Genomic DNA, 20,265 nt, shown 5'->3' with positions numbered 1-20,265 from the left:
CAAAGGAGGCGAGCGCGTGTACTTCTGTGTCCTGGCGAGCGGCAGCAACGGCAACAGCCTGTATTTGGAGTCGGGCGAGACGCGCATCCTGCTCGACGCGGGGCTCAGCGGCCGGCAGCTCGAGATGCGGCTTCGCACGCAATGCGAGCGGGAACTGCGCGATCTCACGGCTGTCCTGGTCACCCATGAGCACGACGATCACGTCAAAGGTCTCGTTCAACTCGCGAAAAAATGCGACGCTCCGCTCTACATGACGGAGGGTACATATGCCGGTTTGCCGGCCAAGGCGCGTATCGAAGATCTGGAGCGCGTCGTACATATTCGCGCGGGAGAGGCGTTTGAACTCGGCGGTGTGCGCATCACGCCGTTCGCCGTGTCGCACGACGCCGAGGAGCCGGTCGCGTTTCGCTTCGACACGGTAGAAGGCAGCCTCGCCGTGGTGACCGATCTCGGCTACGTCAGCGATCGGCAGCGCGAACTTCTGCAGGGCTGCGATGTGTATGTGTTTGAGACCAACCACGACACGGAGATGCTCCGCGCGGGTCCGTATCCCTGGCACCTGAAGCGGCGCATTCTCGGCGACAAGGGGCACCTGTCGAACGTGGACGCGGCGTACGCGCTGATCGACATTCTGGGCGACGAGCCCGTGCACGTGTATCTCGCGCACCTGAGCGGCGAGAACAATCTGCCGGAGCTCGCGGAATTGACGGTGGAACAGATTGTGCTCGACGCAAGGCCGGAGTTGAGAGAACGCCTCCGGCTGCATCGGACGAGCCGCCAAGCGGCTTGTTCAGCGATGAAAATTTCCCGGGCAACCGTATGATGCCAAGCTTTCCCGCTCACACTACCCTCAGCAAATCGCGTCGATACGCGGGGGGATGAGCTGTGAGCGGAATGCGCGAGAGACGGCTGACGCGTGCATGGGTGATCGGAGCAGTGGCGTTGGTATCGAGTGGCGCGGGAGCGGCGGCCGCGATCGCAGCATCGCGAGGTGGGGCGGCCATCTCTGCACCTGCGCCATCGCCTTCCGTGGTGCGGGCGGTGGACATGGCGGCCGATCCGGGCGGCGTGGTGAGCTTATCGACCGGCGTCACGCAGGCGGTGAAGCGAGTCGAGCCGGATGTCGTCGGCGTGGAGAACTATCAGCTGGTGTCGAACTTCTTCTCTCAGACGTCCAAGCTGCAGGCCACCGGCATCGGAACGGGCGTCATGTTTTACAAGGACGATCGGCACGCGTACATCGTCACCAACAACCACGTGGTGGAAGGCGCCGCGAAGGTGGACATTGTGGTGGATCCGGGCAAACATCACGACGCGGACGTGGTGGGCACGGACCCGTACACGGATCTGGCGGTGTTGCGCGTGCCCGCGTCGGTGTTTCGCGGCGTCGAGCCGATCACGTTCGCGGACTCCAGCCGCATCGAGGCCGGGGAACCGGCCATCGCCATCGGGACGCCGCTCGGCCTGGATTTTGCCGACACGGTCACGAGCGGGATCGTGAGCGCAAAATCGCGCCTGATGCCGGTGCAGGACGAGGCCACGGGGCAGACGCTCGACTACCAGACGGTGATTCAGACGGACGCAGCCATCAATCCGGGCAACAGCGGCGGCCCCTTGCTCAACATTCGCGGCGAGGTCATCGGTATCAACAGCTGTAAAATTGTCGCGCAGAACTTCGAGGGGATGGGGTTTGCGATTCCCTCGAACGAGGTGAAGGTCGTCGCCAAGCAGCTGATGGAGAAGGGTCACGCGGTTCATCCGGCGCTCGGCGTGGAGGGTTACTCCCTCGCCTCGCTTCCGCAGCAGATGTGGCCGGACATTCCGGTGGATTATGGCGTGTGGGTGAAGCGCGTGACTTCGCTGGAGGCGCGAGCCGCGGGGTTGCGGCCGGGTGACGTGATCGTCGGCTTCAATGGGCAGACGGTGCGGACGATGGCGGAACTGAGGACGGCCCTCTTCCAGACGAAACCGGGGGACGTCGCGGCTTTGCGCGTGTATCGAGGGGATCAGTTGCTCGCGCTGAAGGTGAAAATTGGCCAGATGGGGACGAGACGGACCGCCGAGCCAGCGCTCGACTTCGCCCGGTAATTGAGAACGGGCGGCTTGGCCGCTTTGCGTCCCCAGCGGAAGGGGGAGCGTCGGGTGCGCATCGCGGTGGTGGCGGTGGGGAAAATTCGGGAGACGTTCTGGCTGGAGGCGCTTCGCGAATACGAGAAGCGCCTTTCGGCGTATGTGGACCTGGAAATGGTGGAGGTGCCGGACGAACCGGACAGCGACCGGATGTCGCCCGGCGAGGTGGAAGCGATGCTGCAACGAGAGGCGGAGCGGATTGAGCAGAGGCTTCGCCCGAGGGACGGCGTGATCGCGCTCGATATCGCCGGCGAGCCGCTGTCTTCCGAGGCCTGGAGCGAGCGGTACGACAGGCTGTGCGCCGCCGGATATGGGCGGCTCGTGTTCGTCATCGGCGGATCGCGCGGGTTGCATCCGCGCATCAAGCGCCGCGCCGCGCTTCGCTGGAGCTTCGGGCCCATCACCTTGCCGCACGCCTTGGCGCGCGTGGTCCTTCTGGAACAGTTGTACTGCGGCATTCGTATCCTGCGCGGCGAACCGTATCACAAGTGAAACGCGCCGCACGCGAGACGAGGGCGGCGAACGGCCTGCTCCGGCCTGCCGCGTGCCGTGCGCCTTATTCGCCCGCGAGGCTTGGGTTTTTCGGCGATCCGTGTTCCATGAGAAAGGCGTACAACAGCTTGGAGGCCTTCGTCTCGAATTCGGACTTCGGCGTCACGATGGAAAACGTGCGTTTCACCGGCGCACAGGGGATGCGAAGCGCGCGCAACAGCCCCCAGCCGAGTTCCCGGGCCACCACCCAGCGCGAGAGGCACGCAAGGCCAAGGCCCGCGGTCACCGACTCCTTGATGACCTGGCTGCTCGTGTATTCGACGAGATCGCGCGGCTGAATACCGAGCTGGACGAACAGCCGATCCGTCATTTCCCGCGTTCCGGACCCGGGTTCGCGGATGAACCACGTGGCCCGCTCGAGCAGCGAGCGATCCGGCGCGTCGGAATACCAGGGCGACGATGGGCTTGTGACCACCAGCATCTCGTCCTCCGCGAACGGAGTCAGCACCACTTCGTCTTCCACCACGTCGCGCCCTTCGACGATCCCGATGTCGAGATCGCGCACGGCCACCCTGTGCGCAATGGTTTGCGTGTTGGCGATGGACACGGACGGCTGGACGGCAGGATACGCCCTGCGAAACCGCGCGATCACGTGCGGCAGCACGTATTCCCCGTACGTGAGGCTCGCGCCCACGTGAACCTGTCCAGCCGGAACCTCCTGCATGTCGGCGATGAGCCGCTCCATGCGGCGGTACAGCGCGAGGATTTCCTTCGCGTGCTGGTAAACGATCGTTCCAGCCGGATTTACCTGGAGACGCCTGCGGCCGCGATCGATCAGGCGAACGCCAAGCCGTTGCTCCAGGGTCTGCACGTGCTGGCTGATGGCGGGTTGGCTGATGTGCAACTTTTCGGCCGCCCTCGTGAAGCTGTTTTCCTCGACGACTGTGACAAACACGCGCAACTGCAGATCCACGCGCCCACATCCCATCAAATAAGATCTTCTTATAGTCCAAATTAAAAAGATGTATTTCCCCTAATGCAAGTCACCTCATACCATGAAAGTTGACATGGGTGGGAGGTGACGGCATGCACATCATCCGACAGTTTGGCGTCAACTGGTTCACGACCGTCATGGGTATCGGCATTGTCGCGGCGCTGACGTACACTTCGCCTGTTCGGCTGCCGTTTCAGCACGCTGTGGGGATCTTTCTGTTCTTTTGCGTGAACGCGGTGTTCCTGTTCGCTTTCATCATGTGGATCCTGCGCTGGCTCTTGACACCTGAGGCCGCCATCGACGATTTCCGGCATCCAGGACGGGCGCTGTTCTACGGCGCGTTTGCCATGGCCATCAACGTCGTGGGCAACGATGTCTTCCTCATCGGGACGCACCTCTTGCCGAAGCAGACGGCCATCGTCATCAGCTTTGTCGTCTGGCTGGCCGGCGTTGCCGCTTCCATCTTCTCGGTCATCGTCGTGCCATATCTGCTGTTCACGGAACACAAAGTGGAACGCGATGAGACCGTGGCATCGTGGCTCATCCCGCTCGTTCCTCCCATCGTGGCCGCGGCCACCGGGACCAACCTGATCCCGTACGCGGGAGGGCCGGGCGCGCAGTTCTCCATGGCGGCTGGAATCCTGGCCCTGTTCGGCATGACCTTCTTTCTGTTCATCATGACGAGCGCCCTGGTGTATTCGCGGCTCGTGTTTCATCGCCGGCTCAGCGGCCAGGAGGCTCCGACCTTGTGGATTGAGATTGGCCCCATCGGCATGGCCATGGGCACCTTTTGCGGCATTCCGCTTAACGCGCCGCATGTGTTCGGCACCTTGGCCGGACCCTTGCGCGATCTCGGCGCCGTCTTTGCCATCGCGATGTGGGGCGTGGGCGTTTGGTGGATTCTCCTGTCTGCGCTGTACACGTTCCTTCACCTGACGCCAAAAGGTGATGGCCTGCCGTTCCATCTCGGCTGGTGGAGCTACGTCTTCCCCATCGGGAGTTTCACGAACGGTACGTATGCCCTCCATCGCCTGCTGGGTCACCCCTTTTTCGCGGTGGCGGGCGGGGTGCAGCTCGGCATCCTTTGGCTGTGCTTCGCCATCGTGATAGTGCGGACCATCCACGGCGTCGCGGCCGGTCATCTGATTCAATGGCGTCGGGATCACGCCCATCGAACGGAGCTCAAGGCGCGCCGGGCGTGATGGTCCGCCCGTCGTGCCATTTCTCCACCTCTTCCGGATCCAACAGACACTAGTCAACTTGGCAGGATAAGCAGTATAATGGTGAGAGAACTCTTAGGAATCCGCGTTGACCGGCGGCCGCTTGTGCCGACGGGTTGACGGGATTTTGTCGTGCTTTCTTCTGCGTCTTCTGCTCCGAAAGGCCCGTGGGAAGGCCCACTGGGGACTTTTTATGTTTCTGAATGGGATGGGGAGTCTGGTGCGTTCACGTGCTCCGCAATCCGGTGACGACAACGGTCTGCAACCGCGTCAGAGTGAGGACTGGCTTGTCCGCGAAGCGCCGCTCGCGGTCTTCGGTGTGGACCGCGAGAATCGCGTGAGCCTCTGGTCCCATCCAGCTGCGCGCGTGCTGGGATGGGAAGAGGACGAGATCGCGGGCCGACCCGCTCCCTTTTGGTGGGAGGAAGGCGATTTCGAGCGATATCTCGACGAGATCGAGCAACACGGCCGCGTGAATGGACGCCTGGTGAAATGGCGGACGAAGGCGGACGAAGCGCTGGAATCCGAGACGTGGGCCTGGTCGGCAGGCGGCGGGCTGGTCTTTGTGGTGACGGACCATGTCCGGGACACGGAGATGTACGCCGAGGTGGAGCAGTCGCGGAGCTTCATCGAGCGGATCGCGGACGCGGCGGATATCTGCTTGTTCGCCTACGACGCCGTGGCGAACCGGTTGATCTACGCCTCGAACGCGTGTGAGGCGATGTGCGGCTACTCGAGCGAAGAGCTGGTGAAAAATCCGCACCTGTGTGTCTCCCTGGTCCATCCTGACGATCTTCCGCAGGCGACAGAGCCCATCCGCATCGGGTCCAGCGCGCGCAGCGAATACCGAATTCGCCACCGCAAGGGGACGGAACGATGGGTGGCGGTCCACCTGTATCCGAGGTTTGGCGCGGACGGCCAAGTGATCTACCTCGAGGGGCTGGCCATGGACATCACGGATCGCAAGATCCATCAGGTGGAACTGCAGCGCCTGGCGTACACGGACGCCCTGACGCAGCTGCCCAATCGCCAGCAGTTCGAGCACGACCTGCGAGCGGCGGTGGAACAGGCGGAGCGGCGAGGGGAAAAGCTCGCGGTGTTTCTCCTCGACTTCGATGGATTCAAGTATGTGAACGACACGTTCGGACACCAATTCGGAGACGCGACCCTCAAGGCCATCGCGGAGCGATTGCGCGAGACCTTGAAGGGCAGGGCCTTGGTCTACCGCATGGGCGGAGACGAATTCACGGTGATTCAGCGCGGAATCGCGGGGGAGACGGACGTCCGAGATACGGCTGCGCGCTGCCTGGATGCGTTCCGCGAGCCGCTGAAGGTCATGGGAGAGGCGGTGCCGATGGGCATCAGCATCGGCGCGGCCATGTATCCCGATCACAGTCGGGACGTCGATACACTGCTCCGCTACGCGGACATCTCCATGTATGCGGCCAAAGAGCAGGGGGGCCATCGGCTGTGTCTCTACAGCGAGAGCGGGGACAGCGCCATCCATAACCGGCTCTTGCTGCACAACGCCCTCGTGAAGGCGTTTGATCGCGGCGAGTTTTCGCTCGACTATCAGCCCATCTTCGACGTGCGCCGAGGCGTTTGGGTGGGCGCCGAAGCGCTTTTGCGCTGGCATTCTCCTGAACTTGGAACCGTGCCGCCCGCCATCTTTGTGCCGTTTGCCGAACAGTGGGGGCTGATGCAGGAAATCGGCGCGTGGGTGCTTCATCAAGCCTGTCGCACCGCGTCGCATTGGCAGCGGCGGAATCTCGACCTGCGCGTCTCCGTGAACGTGTCGCTTTCGCAGATCACCGATCCGCGCTTCCTCGACGGCGTCGTATACGCCTTGCGGCAAGCCCAGTTGCCGCCGGATCGCTTGGAGCTGGAAATTCACGCGAACCTGCTCGGTCAGTATGCGGATCTCGTCGGCGATCTCGCCCAAGAGCTCGACCGAATCGGCGTGGCCATCGCCATCGACGACTTCGGCCACGGAGAGGCGGTGCTCGCCGCGCTTACGGCCGGATCGTACGCCGCCATCAAGCTGCATCCGTCGCTGTTGCCGCTTGCGCCGGAAGGCGAACGCAAGGAGCGCTTGATGGCCGGCGTGGTCCGCCTCGCGCACGATCTCGGCATGCGCGCGATTGCGGAGGGCGTGGAGCGGCGCGAGCAGGAGATGCTGCTCGCGCGCACGGGATGCGACGAGATGCAGGGGTTCTGGAAGGCGCGCCCGGCGTCCGCCGAGGATCTCGCGCATTGGAGCAGGCAGCTCGCTTCCGAACAAGGGGATACCGTGTAGGCGTCCTTCAAAAGTTGGGGTTCCTCGATCGAAAACCGGACCACATTTGTTTCGCGGCTTGCCGCAGTTCCTGCGGCACCAGGGCCAGCCGGCGCTCGGAATCTCCGTAGCCAATTTCGCTGGCGCCCGCCTCCAGTTTCTCGAACACGCCGTCTGCGAACGCGTCGAGCGGCACCCCGAACGTGTGCAGGCCGGGGCCGCCGAGATCGGTGTTCACGGCGGGCGGCGCAATTTCAATGACCTCCACCGGCGTGCCCTCAAGCTGCAGGCGAAGTGATTCGGTGAACGAGCGCAGGGCTGCCTTGGTGGCGCTGTACACGGGCGCCCACGCCGCCGGCGCCAGGGCAAGGCCCGATGTCACGTTGATGATCGCGGCGCGCGGCTGCTCGAGCAGGTGCGGCAGTGAGGCCAAGGTGAGGTGCACCGGCGCGTCGAAATTGATGGCGATCTCGCGCTCGTAATGCTCCCAAGGCTCGTTGGCGCGCCGGACGTTCACGTGTTGTTGGATGCCCGCGTTGTTCACGAGCACATTCCAGTCCGGGTAGGTCTCCTTCATGTAGGCCAGAAGCTGCGCCCTTTCCTCCGGCCGCATGACGTCGCAGCGAACGGTGATGAGATCCGGGTGCGCGGCCTTCGCCTCGTCCAGTTTGTCCTGACGGCGTCCGCAGACCACCACGCGATTGCCGCGCGCGAGAAACCGCACGGCCAGCGCAAGTCCAATGCCCGTCGATCCGCCCGTCACAAGAATCGTGTTGCCGTTCCACTTCACGTCCGTTCACTCCCAACGCCGTTCCATCTCAAGGTCATGATTCTGCATCGAGGGTCATTTTGGTCAGCAGGTACAGGAGTTGCATGCCTCCGATGAGGCCCAGGCCCAAGAATATCATGAGCGCGATCTTCGAGCCAAAAAGCCCGGTCAGGATGGCGCCGCCCATCGTGCAGATGGTGAATAGGCCCACGCCGAGCACAGTGTACAGGGTCACGGGGCCAGCGCGCCCGGAATCTGTCCGCGTTCTCGAAAACCCTGTGGACCGCCAGGCCGTGCGGAGCAGGGAGCGCTCCTGTCCGGGAGGGGACTGCGATGATGCGGACGGCCGCGGCTCCTCCGCAGGTGCGGAGGCCGCCTCTCGATAAGTTCCTTCAAAATCGAGCAGGAGATCATAGCGTCGGCGCGCTTCCGGCTCCGACAACGTCCGGTAGGCGTCCTGCACGCGCCGAAAATGGCGTTCGGCCATGGCGCGATCGCGGCCGTCGTGCACGTCTGGATGCCAGTGTTTCGCCGCTCTGCGATAGGCCGCTTTGATCTGAGGCAACGTGGCGTTGCGCGGCACGCCGAGAATTTCGTAATGGGTGAGGGCCAACGGGGCCTTGCACTTGCCGCAGCGGCAAAAGAAGCCGTGATCCAGGCGAATGCGGTTCACCGCCCGGCAGGACGCGCATTGCTTCATGACGATCCATTCGCTCACGCGGAGCCCACGCCTTTCGCCAAAAGAATGGCATTCTGCGCCCATTGTATCATGCTTTGTACACAGAACTGAAACAATTTCCACGCCAGGCGCTTGACTCATACACCTAAATAGGTTAAATATACATAGTGGTTAAAAGGTCTAATGTCTAAAATGATCTCGGCCCAGGAAGGTGGCGCTGAGATCGAAAAGAGACCAGAGGAGGAGATGTACAGCATGAGCGCAAATGCCAACCCCACGCCGAACAATTCCGGCACCACGTTCCGCAGGATGATCCTGGTGAACCTGATCATCCTCATCGTGCTCATCGCAGCCGCCATCACGGGCTACTACTTCTACAACCAGTCCACATTGTATCTGAAGACCGACGACGCTCAGGTCGCCGGAACGCAGATCGTTGTGTCCGCTCCGGCGAGCGGCAAGCTTGTCAACTGGCAGGGCACCAACGGCTCGACGTTCAGCGCGGGCGATGAGATTGGCGAGATTCAGACGCAGGTCGGCAACAAGACGGTCGACGTGCCGATTGACATGCCGGCGAACGGCACCATTGCGCAGAATAGCGCCATCAACAACGAGTTTGTTGCCGCTGGCACGCCGCTCGCGTACGCGTACGACATGAGCCACCTGTACATTGTGGCGAACATCAAGGAGACGCAGCTGCAGAACGTCAAGGTGGGCGATCAGGTCGACGTCTGGGTCGCCGGTAAGGCCGGGTCCATCAGCGGCACCGTGACGCAGATTGGCGACGCCACCGCGAGCACGTTCTCTCTGCTTCCGAATCAGAGCACCACGGCGGATTACACGCCGGTCACGCAAGTGGTTCCCGTGCAGATTTCAATTGGCACAACAGCGGGCAGCGGCCTGGTTCCTGGCATGAGCGCGACGGTTCGCATCCACAAGTAAGAGGTGAGGCTTATGTCGAACGATTCGCTGCAACCGACCGCGGGCCAAGCGGTCGTGCCGGCCTCGCCCAACGCGCCGAGTCACGCGTCAAGCGGTGAGGCGGCGCATGGACATCCGCACCGAGCGTCCATCATGATTGTGATGATCTTCGGTGCCTTTATCGCGATCTTGAATCAGACGTTGCTCAACGTGGCCCTGCCGCACCTGATGTCGGCGTTCAACGTCGATGCCAACACGGTGCAGTGGCTCTCGACGGCGTATATGCTGACCAACGGCGTGCTCATCCCCATCACGGCGTTCCTGATGGGCACGTTTACGACGCGACAACTGTTCATCTCCGCCATGTCGCTGTTTCTCATTGGTTCGTTTCTCTGCGCCATTGCGCCGAGCTTTGGCGTGATGGTGTTTGGGCGAATCGTGCAAGCGTCCGGATCGGCGGTCATGATGCCGCTGCTCATGACGGTGATTCTCGAGCTGTTCCCGGCCAACCAGCGCGGGCGCGCCATGGGCACCATGGCTATCGCCATGTTCTTCGCGCCGGCCGTCGGCCCGACCCTGTCCGGGTGGATTGTGACCAACTGGTCGTGGCGCTGGTTGTTCTGGGTCGTCATTCCGCTCGCGTTCATCGACATCGTGATGGCCGTCGCCGTGCTGCGCAACGTGGCGAAGCCGGTCCGGCCGAAGCTCGACGTTCCGGGCTTCTTGCTCTCCATCGTTGGGTTCGTGTGCCTGCTCTACGGCCTGAGCGAAGCCGGGAGCAAGGGATGGGGCGACACCACTGTCGAGATCTCGCTCATTGTCGGCGGCGTCTTCCTGGTGTTCTTCATCCTGCGCGAACTGACGGCCAAGGAGCCGATGCTCGATCTTCGCGTGTTCAAGTACGACATCTTCACGATGACCACCATCGTCGGATGCATTGTGAACATGGCGATGTTCGGCGCGATGATCCTGATGCCCATCTATCTTCAGGACATCCGAGGCTACACGGCGCTTCAGTCCGGCCTCATGATGTTGCCGGGCGCCCTGCTCATGGGTATCATGTCGCCCATCTCGGGCGCCATCTTCGATCGCGTCGGCGCTCGTCCGCTCGCGGTCCTGGGCCTCGCCATCACGACGGTGACGACGTGGGAGTTCACGAAGTTAAATGCTCAGACGGGTTATGGCCACATCATGCTGTTGTACACGCTGCGGATGTTCGGCATGTCCATGCTCGCGATGACGGTGCAGACGGCGGGCCTGAACCAACTTCCGCGGCACCTGTACCGGCACGGCACGTCGGCCGCCAACACGGCCCGAACGGTGGCTTCGTCGGTTGGCACCGCGGTCCTCGTGACCATCATGACGGATCGCACGAAGGTGCACTATGCCAACTTCCAGAACACCGTGACGTTGAACAATCACTACATCGCGACGATGTACCAGACCATGGTGGAGTCCTTCATGGTGAAGCTCCACAGCACCATGCAGGCGGCGCAGGAGTTGGCGCGGTACGCCTTGTACGGGATGGCGGAGCAGCAGAGCACCATCATGGGCATCAACGACGCGTTCTGGTGGGCGACGTGGGGAAGCTTTCTCGCGTTTGTCCTGGCGTTCTTCATTCGCCGGGCTAAGCCTGTCGCCGCCGCGGCTGGCGCGGGTGGCGCCGTGACGGTGGCGCGGGCGCAGGCGGAAGCGGCTCCGGCGTCTCAACCCGCAGCTCTCCACGAGGGAACGGCGCACGAGGAAGGCGCCGTGGAACACGCGTTGGAACACGATATCCAGATTGCGGACAGCGTTGCCGAGGTGGAGGAAGTCGTGGATGCGGAGCCCGAAGCTGGGGGCGCCGGAGAGTCCGCGGAGGCGTCCGAACCGCCAAATGAGGAAGAAACGGACACCGATTCGTCCACGGACATCGAGGACGAACCGCAACCCGTGAAGTGAAGAACGTAGAGAGCCGCAAGGATCACCATCCCTTGCGGCTCTCGCTGTGTTTACGCCGCGCCGAGCGCGGATTTGAGGATGATGCTTGTCATCACGGACAAAACCAAGATGGTGGATGTTGCCACCGAGCGAACGCGGGCCTCATGAGGTAAACCGTACCGTCGCGAGAACTGACGTCGCATGAGAGAGCCGAACGCGATGGATAAGGTTGCGACAAACGCGGTGACAACGGTGGCCTCCAGTATGGAGCTCCAAAGATGGAAGCGATGGGGGCGGGCTTCAGGCGAGGCCGAGGCGGACAGCGTGGACTCCGCATGCATCGCGGACAGGCCGCTGATGAGGATATAGGCCAGCAGGAACGGAAGCACCCATCGAAGCGCCTTGGCGAACGATGTGAGCCCAAACCGCATCCCGGCTCGCCACAGAGGATACCCGTCTAAACGTAGGTGCTCGATCTCGTCCGAACGTTCATGGAGAGATGATGACAGAAAAAAGATGGAGATTCCGGACAACAGTCCTGATAGGATAGGCGCGATGGGGGATACCTGTCTCCCCGCGAGAAGTGCAGCGTGCAGGAAACCCACGGCTTGCCTCCCGATGCTGGATGGAACCATTCTACCGCATTTGGCGTGCGGCGGCGAAGATGTGATTTTGGCGGGCGACTTGGGGTACAATAAAAGTGCTTATGCGTCGTATTCTGCTTACGAAAGTATAGAGATGAGAGTGGAGGGAATGCACATGGCGGTCACTACGGAAAAGGGGTTGCTCGCGGCCATTCGCGATCGCCGGTCGATTCACACGGTGGGTAAGACATCCCCCTTAACCGACGCGGAACTGGAGCAAGTGCTCGCAGACATCGTGAAACACATGCCGTCTGCGTACAATTCGCAGTCGACGCGGCTCGTGCTCCTGTTGGGCCAGTCGCACGAGAAGCTGTGGAACCTGATTGAAGACGTCATGCGCGCGGTGGTCGCTCCAGAGCAGTTTGAAGCCGTTTCCACTCGGCTCGCCGGATTCCGGAGCGGCTACGGCACGGTGCTCTTCTTCGAAGATCAGGCCGTGATCGAGTCGTTCCAGCAAAAGTTCCCGGGCAATCAGGACAAGTTCCCCGTCTGGGCCGAGCACACCAACGCCATGCACCAGTACGCGGTGTGGATTGTGCTCGAGGCGTACGGGTATGGGGCCAGTTTGCAGCACTACAACGTGGCCGAGGATCGCGTGAAGGCCGAATGGAAGCTGCCGGAGACGTGGCGGCTCGTGGCGCAAATGCCCTTCGGATCGCCGGAGAGTGCCCCGCGCGAGAAGCAGGTGCAGCCCATCGAGGACCGTTTTAAGGTGTTCAAATAAGGCAGATGACCCCCGCAGGCCGGGCTGCCCGCGGGGGTCGCTGTTTTCAGCGCGATCGCAGCCACACCCGCATCTCGCCGAGGCCGCGGTTGCCCCAGAGGAAGTAGGGAATGGCGCGGATGTTCACCCTGTGCTCCTGCTTCGCCTCGGGAGACACCGGCCGGTACAGCGATCCGTCCGCGAAGGCCTGGTCGTCTCGCCTGTATCCCTCGAATTCAAGCGCCACCACGTCCACGCCTTCAATATGGCACGGGACCTCCGCGAAGGGCGCGTCGAGGTCGACGGATAGCGCGGCGAGATTGCGGCCGTTGTCGGCCTCTTCGACGCAGTAGACGAGCGGGCCGCGTTCAATGGCCGCCATGCCGTTTGTAGCTCGCAGCTCGGGGTGGCTGACCACAAACCGCGCCGCCAAGGGAAGATGGAACGCCACCTCGTCCCCGTCTGCGAATTCGCGCTCGATCACGGCGTACCCATCTTCCACACGCACTTCCTCGGGGGAAAGGGTCCGCCCATTCACCCGGATGACCGGTTCGCCCGCGCACCAAGCCGGAATGCGCACGGCGAGCGCGAAGCGCCGGGGGCCCTCGGCCGCGGACACGCGAAGCGAGGTCTCGCCGCGCCACGGCAACGCCGACTCCTGCGACACCCTCACGCGTGCGCCTTCAAGCTCCCACTCCACATCGCTGCCGATATGAAGATGCACGTACAGGGTCCGCCGATCCTCGCGCCACGTGTAAATGAAATCCCCCAGGCTCATCAAGAGCCGCGCCACGTTCGGCGGGCAGCAGGCACAGCCAAACCACGCTTGGCGCGTAGGCCGGACATGCTTGCGGTCCGGGTTTTCCTCATTGGCGCGCGGCCACACCTCCAGGGGATTCACATAGCAGTAGTGCTTGCCGTCCTGCGCCATGCTGCCGATCACGGCGTTATAAAGGGCGCGCTCCACGACGTCCGCGTATTCGGCCTTCGGCGACAGCTCGAGCATGCGTTTGGCGAAGAAGATGAGGCCCACCGAGGCGCATGTCTCCGCATACGCCGTCTCGTTGGGGAGATCGTAGTCAAACGTGAACGCCTCCCCTTGATGCGTGGAGCCGATGGCCCCGATGATATACATCTGCCGGCGCGTCACGTCTTCCCACAGCCGCTCGCAGGCCTTTCGCAGCGACTCGTCGCCCGTCAGCCGGGCGACGTCCGCCATCGCGGTGTACATGTACATTGCTCGCACCGCGTGTCCCACCGCGACGTCCTGCTCGCGCACCGGCTTGTGCGCCTGATGATAGGCGAGATCGGGCTCTTTCATCCAAGGCCACCAGAAGGATTGGAGGCCCCGCCGTTCCCACTCCTCGAGGAAGAAATTCGGTTCGGTGCCGCGGGCGTCGAGGAAGTAGCGGGCGAGATCGAGGTAACGCTGCTCTCCGGTTGCGTGGTACAGCTTCACCAGCGCCAGTTCGATTTCCTGATGGCCGTCGTAGCCGTGAATTTGGCCCTCGTTCGGTCCAAACGTGTCGGCGATGAGATCCGCGAATCGGCACATGGCGTCAAGCAACTTGCGCTTGCCGGTGGCCTCGTAGTAGCTCACGGCCGCCTCGATCATGTGCCCCGCGCAGTAGAGTTCGTGGCAATCCATGAGGTTGGTGAACCGCTTGCCCGGCTCCTTGATGGTGAAATACGTGTTGAGGTAGCCGTCGGGCTGCTGCGCGGCGACGACGAGATCGATCACGTCATCCGCCAGCTTCTCGAGCGCCGCATCGCGTTTCGATTTCAATGCGTGGCCGACGGCTTCGAGCCATTTGGCCACGTCGCTGTCCTGAAACACCATGCCTGTGAATTCGCCCTGCTCGATTCCGGCGGCGATGCGGAAGTTGCGAATGGCGCCGCTCGGCTCCACGCCCGGGACGCGATCGTTCAGAATCTCGTACTGATACGGAAGCACCACCTCGCGCACGAGGTCCTGATAACGAGACCAGAAGGCGGAGTTCAGTTGTACGGATAAAATGATGGCATGTTGAGCGGCCCGAGAGTTCACCAGCACACGCCCCTTCACAAGGATGTATCCGCTTTCTGTTGTGTCGGCAGACTTGTACGTATGAGTTCATCTTACACGCACGGGGCGATTCTGCATAGGGGATAAGGATGCTCTCTTGATAGCGCGCTGTGCAAGACGCGAAGGGGAAGGGGCAACTGACGAGAGCGAACATGTGCAGAGCGCGCCGATGTCCCAGGGGATCGGTCACGTACCCGCTCACGAGGGCGGAAAACATCTGGGTCTGGAGGTTCATCGTCGTAACCCAGCGGAGCTCCGCGCTCCTTATCCGAGTTGCCACATGTACACGGATGCGTATGTGGTATACATGTTGTAGGGGATCACGAAAAGGGGTTCTGCGATCACGCCAGCGCGACCGTTGGATGAGATGTATTCGGCAAAGTGGGCGCCCCATTCAGCGGTGGTAAGCCTCAAGAGAAGCTCCACTTGGGCACGAATACGACTTCGTCTCAAGACAGTGCTGTAGACGATTCTATCGTAGGGCGTCCTTGATAGACCCATCATTTTTCTGAGAAACGGTGATGGATGTATGGCTTCTCCGGCCAAATACGTGGCAGTGAAAGAACAGATTCGGGAATGGATCCGCACGGGCAAGGTGAAGCCTGGGCAGAAGATCTACTCGGAAAACGAGCTCATGAAGATGTTTCGCGTCAGCCGGCATACCATCCGGCAGGCGGTGGGGGACCTGGTGCACGAGGGGCTTCTGTACCGGGAACAGGGCGCGGGGACGTTCTGCGCCTTTCCGCAGGAAGAGCGGCCGGGGGAGAGCCAAGAAGCGCGCAGGTACATCGGTGTCATCACGACGTACATTTCGGACTACATCTTTCCGACCATCATTCGCGGCATCGAGTCCTATGTGACGAACAAGGGGTATTCGCTGATTCTCGCGTGCACGTACAACAACCTGACGAAAGAGGCGCAGTGTCTGGAGTCGATGCTGCAACGGCCTATCGCGGGGCTGATCATCGAGCCGACAGAGTCGAGCACATACAATCCGAACATCCGGTACTATCTGGAGCTGGAGCAACGGAAGATTCCGTATGTGATGATCAACCAGTACTATCCGCAGCTGGACCCGCCGCACATCATCATGGACGACCGAAAGGGCGGATGGATGGCGACCCAGCATCTGCTGGAGCTTGGGCATCGGAAGTTGATGGGGATTTTCAAGACGGACGACCTGCAGGGTGTGTACCGGATGCAGGGGTTTATGGACGCATGTCGGGAAGCGGGGGTCACCGTCCGGCCGGAGTGGTTGGTGACGTATCGGACGGAGGACTTGGATGAGGAAGTGGTGCGGCGCGTGCGGGCGGAACTGGAGGGCGAAAAGGAGCGGCCGACGGGGATGGTGTGCTACAACGACCAGTTGGCCGTGAAGGTGATGGATGTGCTGCGGGATCTGAGCATCCGAGTGCCGGAGGAGATGTCGCTGGTGGGGTACGACGACTCGTACCTGGCGGAGGCGACGGAGATTAAGTTGACGACGGTGGAGCACCCGAAGACGCAGATGGGGCTAGACGCGGCGAAGTGGGTGATGCGTGCCATCGAGCGCGGAAGGCGGGACGGGGAGGACCCTGCCTCCATCGTCTATGAGCCGAAGCTCATTGTGCGCTCTTCCACGGCGCCCATCGCTGATCCCTCCCATGTGTCTCCTTGACCTGTTGGGAATGTTGTTCGGACAAATAAGGATGGGGCTTGAAGCTCGAGCCTCATCTGTGATAGGATTCAGACGTGAATTCGGTTTCATCCGGTTCTCTGGGTACTCTTAAAAGAACTTGTACGGATATGCGTACAAGAGGCAGGGGGTGATGTGCATGGCACAAGTGTTGCTGGAAGCTCGCGGAATTCGCAAGGTGTTTCCGGGTACAGTGGCCTTGGACAACGTTTCGTTCGAGCTCAGGCAAGGTGAGATTCACGCCCTTATGGGGGAGAACGGCGCGGGAAAGTCCACGTTCTTGAAGATTGTGACGGGCGCACTTCACCCAGATCAAGGTGAAATATTCCTGAACGGAAAGCCTGTTCGACTGCAGTCACCTGTGGACGCCCGGCGGATGGGTGTCGCAATTGTCCACCAGGAACTTAGCTTATTCCCGGACATCTCGGTCATGGAAAACATCCTGGTAGGTCAGGCGCCCTCGAAGATGGGATTTATGAGGACTCGGAAAATGCAAGAGATCTCCCGAGCCTATCTCGAGAGATTTCATGTGAACTTTTCTCCTACCGAGATCGTCAAGAACCTTAGTGTATCCCAGCAGCAGATTGTGGAAATTGTGAAAGCGCTTGTGACCGATGCGGACGTTTACATCTTTGACGAGCCGACGTCCGCGCTCAGTGTGGAAGACGCCGCGAGGCTGTTCGACGTCCTGAAAGACCTCAAGGCGCAAGGGAAAGGCATCATTTATGTGAGCCATAAATTCGACGAAATTTTTCGGCTGTCCGATCGGATCACGGTTCTTCGGGACGGTTCTCTCATCGGTACGGTTGAGGCAGCAAAGACCGATGCCGATGAAGTGATCCGGATGATGGTCGGACGTTCGCTGGAACGCATCTACCCGGAGAAAGGAACGCCGTCTCGGCAAACGCTGTTGAAGGTCGATAACCTGAACGCTGGGTCCAAGTGCAGAAATGTGTCATTTGATCTCCGTAGAGGCGAGATCCTGGGCGTCTTTGGACTTGTCGGCTCCGGGCGAACAGAAATCATGCGTGCGCTGTCAGGAGTGGAGCCGAGAACGTCGGGTGACATTTTCCTCGACGGTGAGAAGGTGCGCATTCAGACGGTGCAGGACGCCATGAGCCATGGCTTGTACTACCTGACTGAGGATCGCAAGGAACAAGGATTATTTTTGAAAATGTCGATCCGAGATAACGTGGCGGTCACCCATCTCGACGCCCTTTCGAAACGCGGGTTTTTGCTGCGCAATCGCGCTCGGGAGTTGGCTTCCACGGTGATGCGCGATCTGCGGGTAAAAGCCAAAGATGATGATCAATTGGTCGGAAGCTTGAGCGGCGGAAACCAACAAAAGGTGATGATCGGCAAATGGATCTCGCGCAATCCCCGAGTCCTGATTCTGGACGAGCCTACTCGCGGAATTGATGTAGGGGCGAAGGCCGAGATTCACCAATTGCTCCGAAAACTGGCCAATGACGGGATCGGCGTGATTGTTATCTCCTCTGAACTTCCGGAGATCGTGGGGTTAAGCGACCGCGTACTCGTGGTGCACAACGGGACCGTTGCGGGTGTACTGGACGGATCTCAGCTGAACGACGAGACCATTATGGAATACGCATCTGGGCTGCATTCGAAAGCTGTAGCGGGGTGAGATCATGCAACCGGTGGATACCTCTCCAGCAAGTCTAGACCACAGTCGTGAAACGTGGCTCCGAAAAGTCTCTCGCATCAGGGAACTCACCATCGTTGTGGTCATTGTTGCGCTATGTGTCATTTTGTCTTTCATGTCGTCCTCATTCCTCAGCGTAGACAACATCGTCACCACGATTCTGAGCATCGTGATGACGGCCATTGTCTCGGTAGGAATGACGGTCGCGCTTGTCTCCGGAGGCTTCGACCTGTCCGTAGGATCTGTCATGTCGATGGCAGGTGTCGTGACAGGGGCTCTCGCGCTCGACGGCATGAACGTGTGGATTGCGGCGTTGTTGGGACTCCTTGCGAGCCTATGTTCGGGGCTCATCACGGGGTTGTTTATCGGGAAGGTCAAGATCAATCCCTTCATTATGACGCTGGGTATGCAGGGTGTGGTGCAAGGTGTGGCCTATGTGGTGACCCAAGGCGCGCCCTTGTCCGTCACCGGAGTTCCAAAGTCGTTCTTATACCTGGGGCAGGGAAATTTGCTTGGAATCCCGGTGCTCATCTGGATTCTGGCGGTCGTTGTCATTGTCTCCGACCTCATCATGAGGCGCGCGGTTGTTGCGCGGAAAGTCTACTACATTGGCAGCAACGAAGCTGCGGCCTACCTTTCCGGAATACGCGTCTCAAAAGTGAAAGTCTGGATCTATATCTTCACCGCTCTCTTGGCTGGCCTGGCAGGCATTCTGACCCTGTCCCGCTTCAGCGTTGCTGCCCCAACCGCAGGACAGGGCATGGAACTTCAAGCCATTGCAGCATGCATCATCGGTGGCGCGAGTTTGACGGGAGGTGAGGGAACCGTCCTCGGGGCCCTGCTCGGCAGTGTCCTCGTGGGAATTGTGAACGACGCATTGGTCCTGCTGAACGTTTCGGTGTATTGGCAAAGCCTTGTCACTGGGTTCGTGTTGATTGCCGCCGTCACATTGGACGTGCTCACGCATCGAAAGAAAACCACGTGAATCCGAAGCACGGAGGGGGTACAATGGTGAAACGATTGGACTGGAAGAAAGGAAAGAAGTATCTCGCAGCAGCAGCCGCGGCCGCATCGGTGGCGCTCGCGGTCACGGGGTGTTCGACCAATGGAGGGACATCCAACTCGGGAGGAACCTCGAGTTCAAGTGGCGGCACCTCGGCATTTCAGGGTTCCTCCAATGAAACGTACTACATGGTGACGTTCCTTTCCGGGATCGAGTACTGGAAAGGCTGTTTCGCTGGCATGCAAGCGGCGGCCAAAGACCTGGGGGTAAAGGTGGTGTTTACCGGGGCGCCGCAGTACGACATTAACCAAGAAGTCACCACGATGCAGCAGGTCATTGCGAAGCACCCGGCAGGTATCTTGGTGACCTCCATCAACGCTCAGGCCATGACGCCGGTGATCAACCAGGCGATTTCCGCCGGCATTCCGGTGATCAGCTTCGACTCGGACGCGCCTCAGAGCAAACGGTATGCGTACCTGGGCACAAGCAATATTGAAGCTGGGCAGAAGGCAGCAGATTATCTCGGGCAAGCCCTCGGCGGTCATGGAGAAGTCGCTGTGATCACCACGCCAGGGGAACTCAACCTCGATCAGCGCGTGCAAGGCTTTAAAGAGGAAATGGCCGCAAAATACCCAGGCATCAAAGTGGTTGCGGTTCAAAACGGGAACTCTGATCAGATCAAGACCGCCCAGGTGACATCTGCGTTGTTGCAAACGTACCCCAACCTGGCAGGAATTTTCTGTACTGAGGCGGATGAAGGAACTGGCGCGGCCACGGCGGTGCAGGAGGCCGGAAAGACGGGCAAGGTCAAGATTGTCTCGTTTGACACGGATAAAGCCACGCTGAACGCCATTAAGAGCGGTGAAATCACTGCCACGGTTGCACAAGGGACGTGGAATATGGGCTTCTGGGGCCTCATGGACCTTTTCGTCATTCATCATAACCTTGTTCATCCCGTGGCGAACTGGCAACAGTCCAACGTTGATCCCGTTCCGCCCGAGGTCGATACAGGCGTGACGATCGTGACGAAGGACAACGTGAATGCATACCTTCAGCAATAAAGCGTGAAAACGGCTGGAATGATAAGGGGTGCCCTTCCGGCATCCCTTTTT

Annotated in this window: 17 protein-coding genes; 12 read left to right on the top strand and 5 right to left on the bottom strand. The window is 60.8% G+C overall.

Going from position 1 to position 20,265, the window contains the following annotated elements:
- Positions 1-16: 16 nt before the first annotated feature.
- From J3481_RS07390 to rlmH, 3 genes are all read left to right on the top strand, one after another.
- Complete coding sequence (locus J3481_RS07390) at positions 17-823, top strand: MBL fold metallo-hydrolase (RefSeq protein ID WP_206831310.1); 807 nt, start codon at positions 17-19, stop codon at positions 821-823.
- Positions 824-894: 71 nt separating this feature from the next.
- Positions 895-2,088: a S1C family serine protease gene (locus tag J3481_RS07385; protein ID WP_236011379.1), complete on the top strand. Its 1,194-nt coding sequence runs from the start codon at positions 895-897 to the stop codon at positions 2,086-2,088.
- A 54-nt stretch (positions 2,089-2,142) separates the two neighbouring features.
- Positions 2,143-2,622 (top strand): 23S rRNA (pseudouridine(1915)-N(3))-methyltransferase RlmH, encoded by a 480-nt coding sequence (rlmH, locus tag J3481_RS07380; RefSeq protein WP_206831308.1) that lies wholly within the window; start codon positions 2,143-2,145, stop codon positions 2,620-2,622.
- Positions 2,623-2,686: 64 nt separating this feature from the next.
- On the opposite strand, the gene J3481_RS07375 is transcribed toward rlmH, so the two are convergent.
- Positions 2,687-3,595 carry a LysR family transcriptional regulator gene (locus tag J3481_RS07375; RefSeq protein ID WP_328702064.1) on the bottom strand — a complete coding sequence of 303 codons (909 nt, stop codon included), beginning with the start codon at positions 3,593-3,595 and terminating at the stop codon, positions 2,687-2,689.
- A gap of 113 nt (positions 3,596-3,708) precedes the next feature.
- Between J3481_RS07375 and J3481_RS07370 the strand changes: the two genes are divergently transcribed.
- Both J3481_RS07370 and J3481_RS07365 read left to right on the top strand, forming a co-directional pair.
- Positions 3,709-4,818 (top strand): TDT family transporter, encoded by a 1,110-nt coding sequence (locus J3481_RS07370; RefSeq protein WP_206831306.1) that lies wholly within the window; start codon positions 3,709-3,711, stop codon positions 4,816-4,818.
- 238 nt (positions 4,819-5,056) lie between these two features.
- Positions 5,057-7,132, top strand: a complete 2,076-nt coding sequence (locus J3481_RS07365; protein WP_206831305.1) for a putative bifunctional diguanylate cyclase/phosphodiesterase — start codon at positions 5,057-5,059, stop codon at positions 7,130-7,132.
- Between the two features lie 7 nt (positions 7,133-7,139).
- Here the strand turns inward: J3481_RS07365 and J3481_RS07360 are convergent, their stop codons facing one another.
- Together J3481_RS07360 and J3481_RS07355 are read right to left on the bottom strand one after the other, a co-directional pair.
- The gene (locus J3481_RS07360; RefSeq protein ID WP_206831304.1) at positions 7,140-7,901 is read right to left on the bottom strand and encodes an SDR family oxidoreductase; all 762 of its coding nucleotides are present in this window, start codon (positions 7,899-7,901) and stop codon (positions 7,140-7,142) included.
- A gap of 34 nt (positions 7,902-7,935) precedes the next feature.
- Complete coding sequence (locus tag J3481_RS07355; RefSeq protein WP_328702063.1) at positions 7,936-8,598, bottom strand: DnaJ domain-containing protein; 663 nt, start codon at positions 8,596-8,598, stop codon at positions 7,936-7,938.
- A 216-nt stretch (positions 8,599-8,814) separates the two neighbouring features.
- Here J3481_RS07355 and J3481_RS07350 point away from each other — a divergent pair, with 216 nt between their 5' ends.
- Entirely contained in the window at positions 8,815-9,501 is a 687-nt protein-coding gene (locus tag J3481_RS07350) for an HlyD family secretion protein (RefSeq protein WP_236011366.1), read from the top strand.
- Positions 9,502-9,513: 12 nt separating this feature from the next.
- Positions 9,514-11,421: a DHA2 family efflux MFS transporter permease subunit gene (locus J3481_RS07345; RefSeq protein WP_206831302.1), complete on the top strand. Its 1,908-nt coding sequence runs from the start codon at positions 9,514-9,516 to the stop codon at positions 11,419-11,421.
- 50 nt (positions 11,422-11,471) lie between these two features.
- Here the strand turns inward: J3481_RS07345 and J3481_RS07340 are convergent, their stop codons facing one another.
- Positions 11,472-11,789 carry a hypothetical protein gene (locus J3481_RS07340; protein WP_206831301.1) on the bottom strand — a complete coding sequence of 106 codons (318 nt, stop codon included), beginning with the start codon at positions 11,787-11,789 and terminating at the stop codon, positions 11,472-11,474.
- Positions 11,790-12,159: 370 nt separating this feature from the next.
- Between J3481_RS07340 and J3481_RS07335 the strand changes: the two genes are divergently transcribed.
- Positions 12,160-12,768 (top strand): nitroreductase family protein, encoded by a 609-nt coding sequence (locus J3481_RS07335; protein WP_206831300.1) that lies wholly within the window; start codon positions 12,160-12,162, stop codon positions 12,766-12,768.
- 46 nt (positions 12,769-12,814) lie between these two features.
- On the opposite strand, the gene J3481_RS07330 is transcribed toward J3481_RS07335, so the two are convergent.
- Positions 12,815-14,794, bottom strand: a complete 1,980-nt coding sequence (locus tag J3481_RS07330) for a glycoside hydrolase family 127 protein (RefSeq protein ID WP_407929323.1) — start codon at positions 14,792-14,794, stop codon at positions 12,815-12,817.
- 547 nt (positions 14,795-15,341) lie between these two features.
- Between J3481_RS07330 and J3481_RS07325 the strand changes: the two genes are divergently transcribed.
- The 4 genes from J3481_RS07325 (at position 15,342) to J3481_RS07310 (ending at position 20,214) form a co-directional block, all read left to right on the top strand.
- On the top strand, positions 15,342-16,469 hold the full coding sequence (locus J3481_RS07325; protein WP_206831298.1) for a GntR family transcriptional regulator: 1,128 nt from the start codon (positions 15,342-15,344) through the stop codon (positions 16,467-16,469).
- Between the two features lie 157 nt (positions 16,470-16,626).
- Positions 16,627-18,132, top strand: a complete 1,506-nt coding sequence (locus tag J3481_RS07320) for a sugar ABC transporter ATP-binding protein (protein ID WP_236011365.1) — start codon at positions 16,627-16,629, stop codon at positions 18,130-18,132.
- Positions 18,133-18,136: 4 nt separating this feature from the next.
- Positions 18,137-19,135 (top strand): ABC transporter permease, encoded by a 999-nt coding sequence (locus J3481_RS07315; protein WP_206831296.1) that lies wholly within the window; start codon positions 18,137-18,139, stop codon positions 19,133-19,135.
- Between the two features lie 26 nt (positions 19,136-19,161).
- Positions 19,162-20,214, top strand: a complete 1,053-nt coding sequence (locus tag J3481_RS07310; protein ID WP_206831295.1) for a substrate-binding domain-containing protein — start codon at positions 19,162-19,164, stop codon at positions 20,212-20,214.
- Positions 20,215-20,265: the final 51 nt, after the last annotated feature.

This window comes from Alicyclobacillus fructus (genome assembly GCF_017329605.1).
GTDB classification, from domain to species: Bacteria; Bacillota; Bacilli; order Alicyclobacillales; family Alicyclobacillaceae; genus Alicyclobacillus; species Alicyclobacillus fructus.
This window is presented reverse-complemented; position numbering and strand designations above follow the sequence as displayed.

Coding starts and splice junctions, on each gene's coding strand:
- J3481_RS07350 (WP_236011366.1), top strand. CDS start 8,815: ATGAGCGCAAATGCCAACCCCACGCCGAACAATTCCGGCACCACGTTC.
- J3481_RS07320 (WP_236011365.1), top strand. CDS start 16,627: ATGGCACAAGTGTTGCTGGAAGCTCGCGGAATTCGCAAGGTGTTTCCG.
- J3481_RS07385 (WP_236011379.1), top strand. CDS start 895: ATGCGCGAGAGACGGCTGACGCGTGCATGGGTGATCGGAGCAGTGGCG.
- J3481_RS07325 (WP_206831298.1), top strand. CDS start 15,342: ATGGCTTCTCCGGCCAAATACGTGGCAGTGAAAGAACAGATTCGGGAA.
- J3481_RS07315 (WP_206831296.1), top strand. CDS start 18,137: ATGCAACCGGTGGATACCTCTCCAGCAAGTCTAGACCACAGTCGTGAA.
- J3481_RS07335 (WP_206831300.1), top strand. CDS start 12,160: ATGGCGGTCACTACGGAAAAGGGGTTGCTCGCGGCCATTCGCGATCGC.
- J3481_RS07370 (WP_206831306.1), top strand. CDS start 3,709: ATGCACATCATCCGACAGTTTGGCGTCAACTGGTTCACGACCGTCATG.
- J3481_RS07345 (WP_206831302.1), top strand. CDS start 9,514: ATGTCGAACGATTCGCTGCAACCGACCGCGGGCCAAGCGGTCGTGCCG.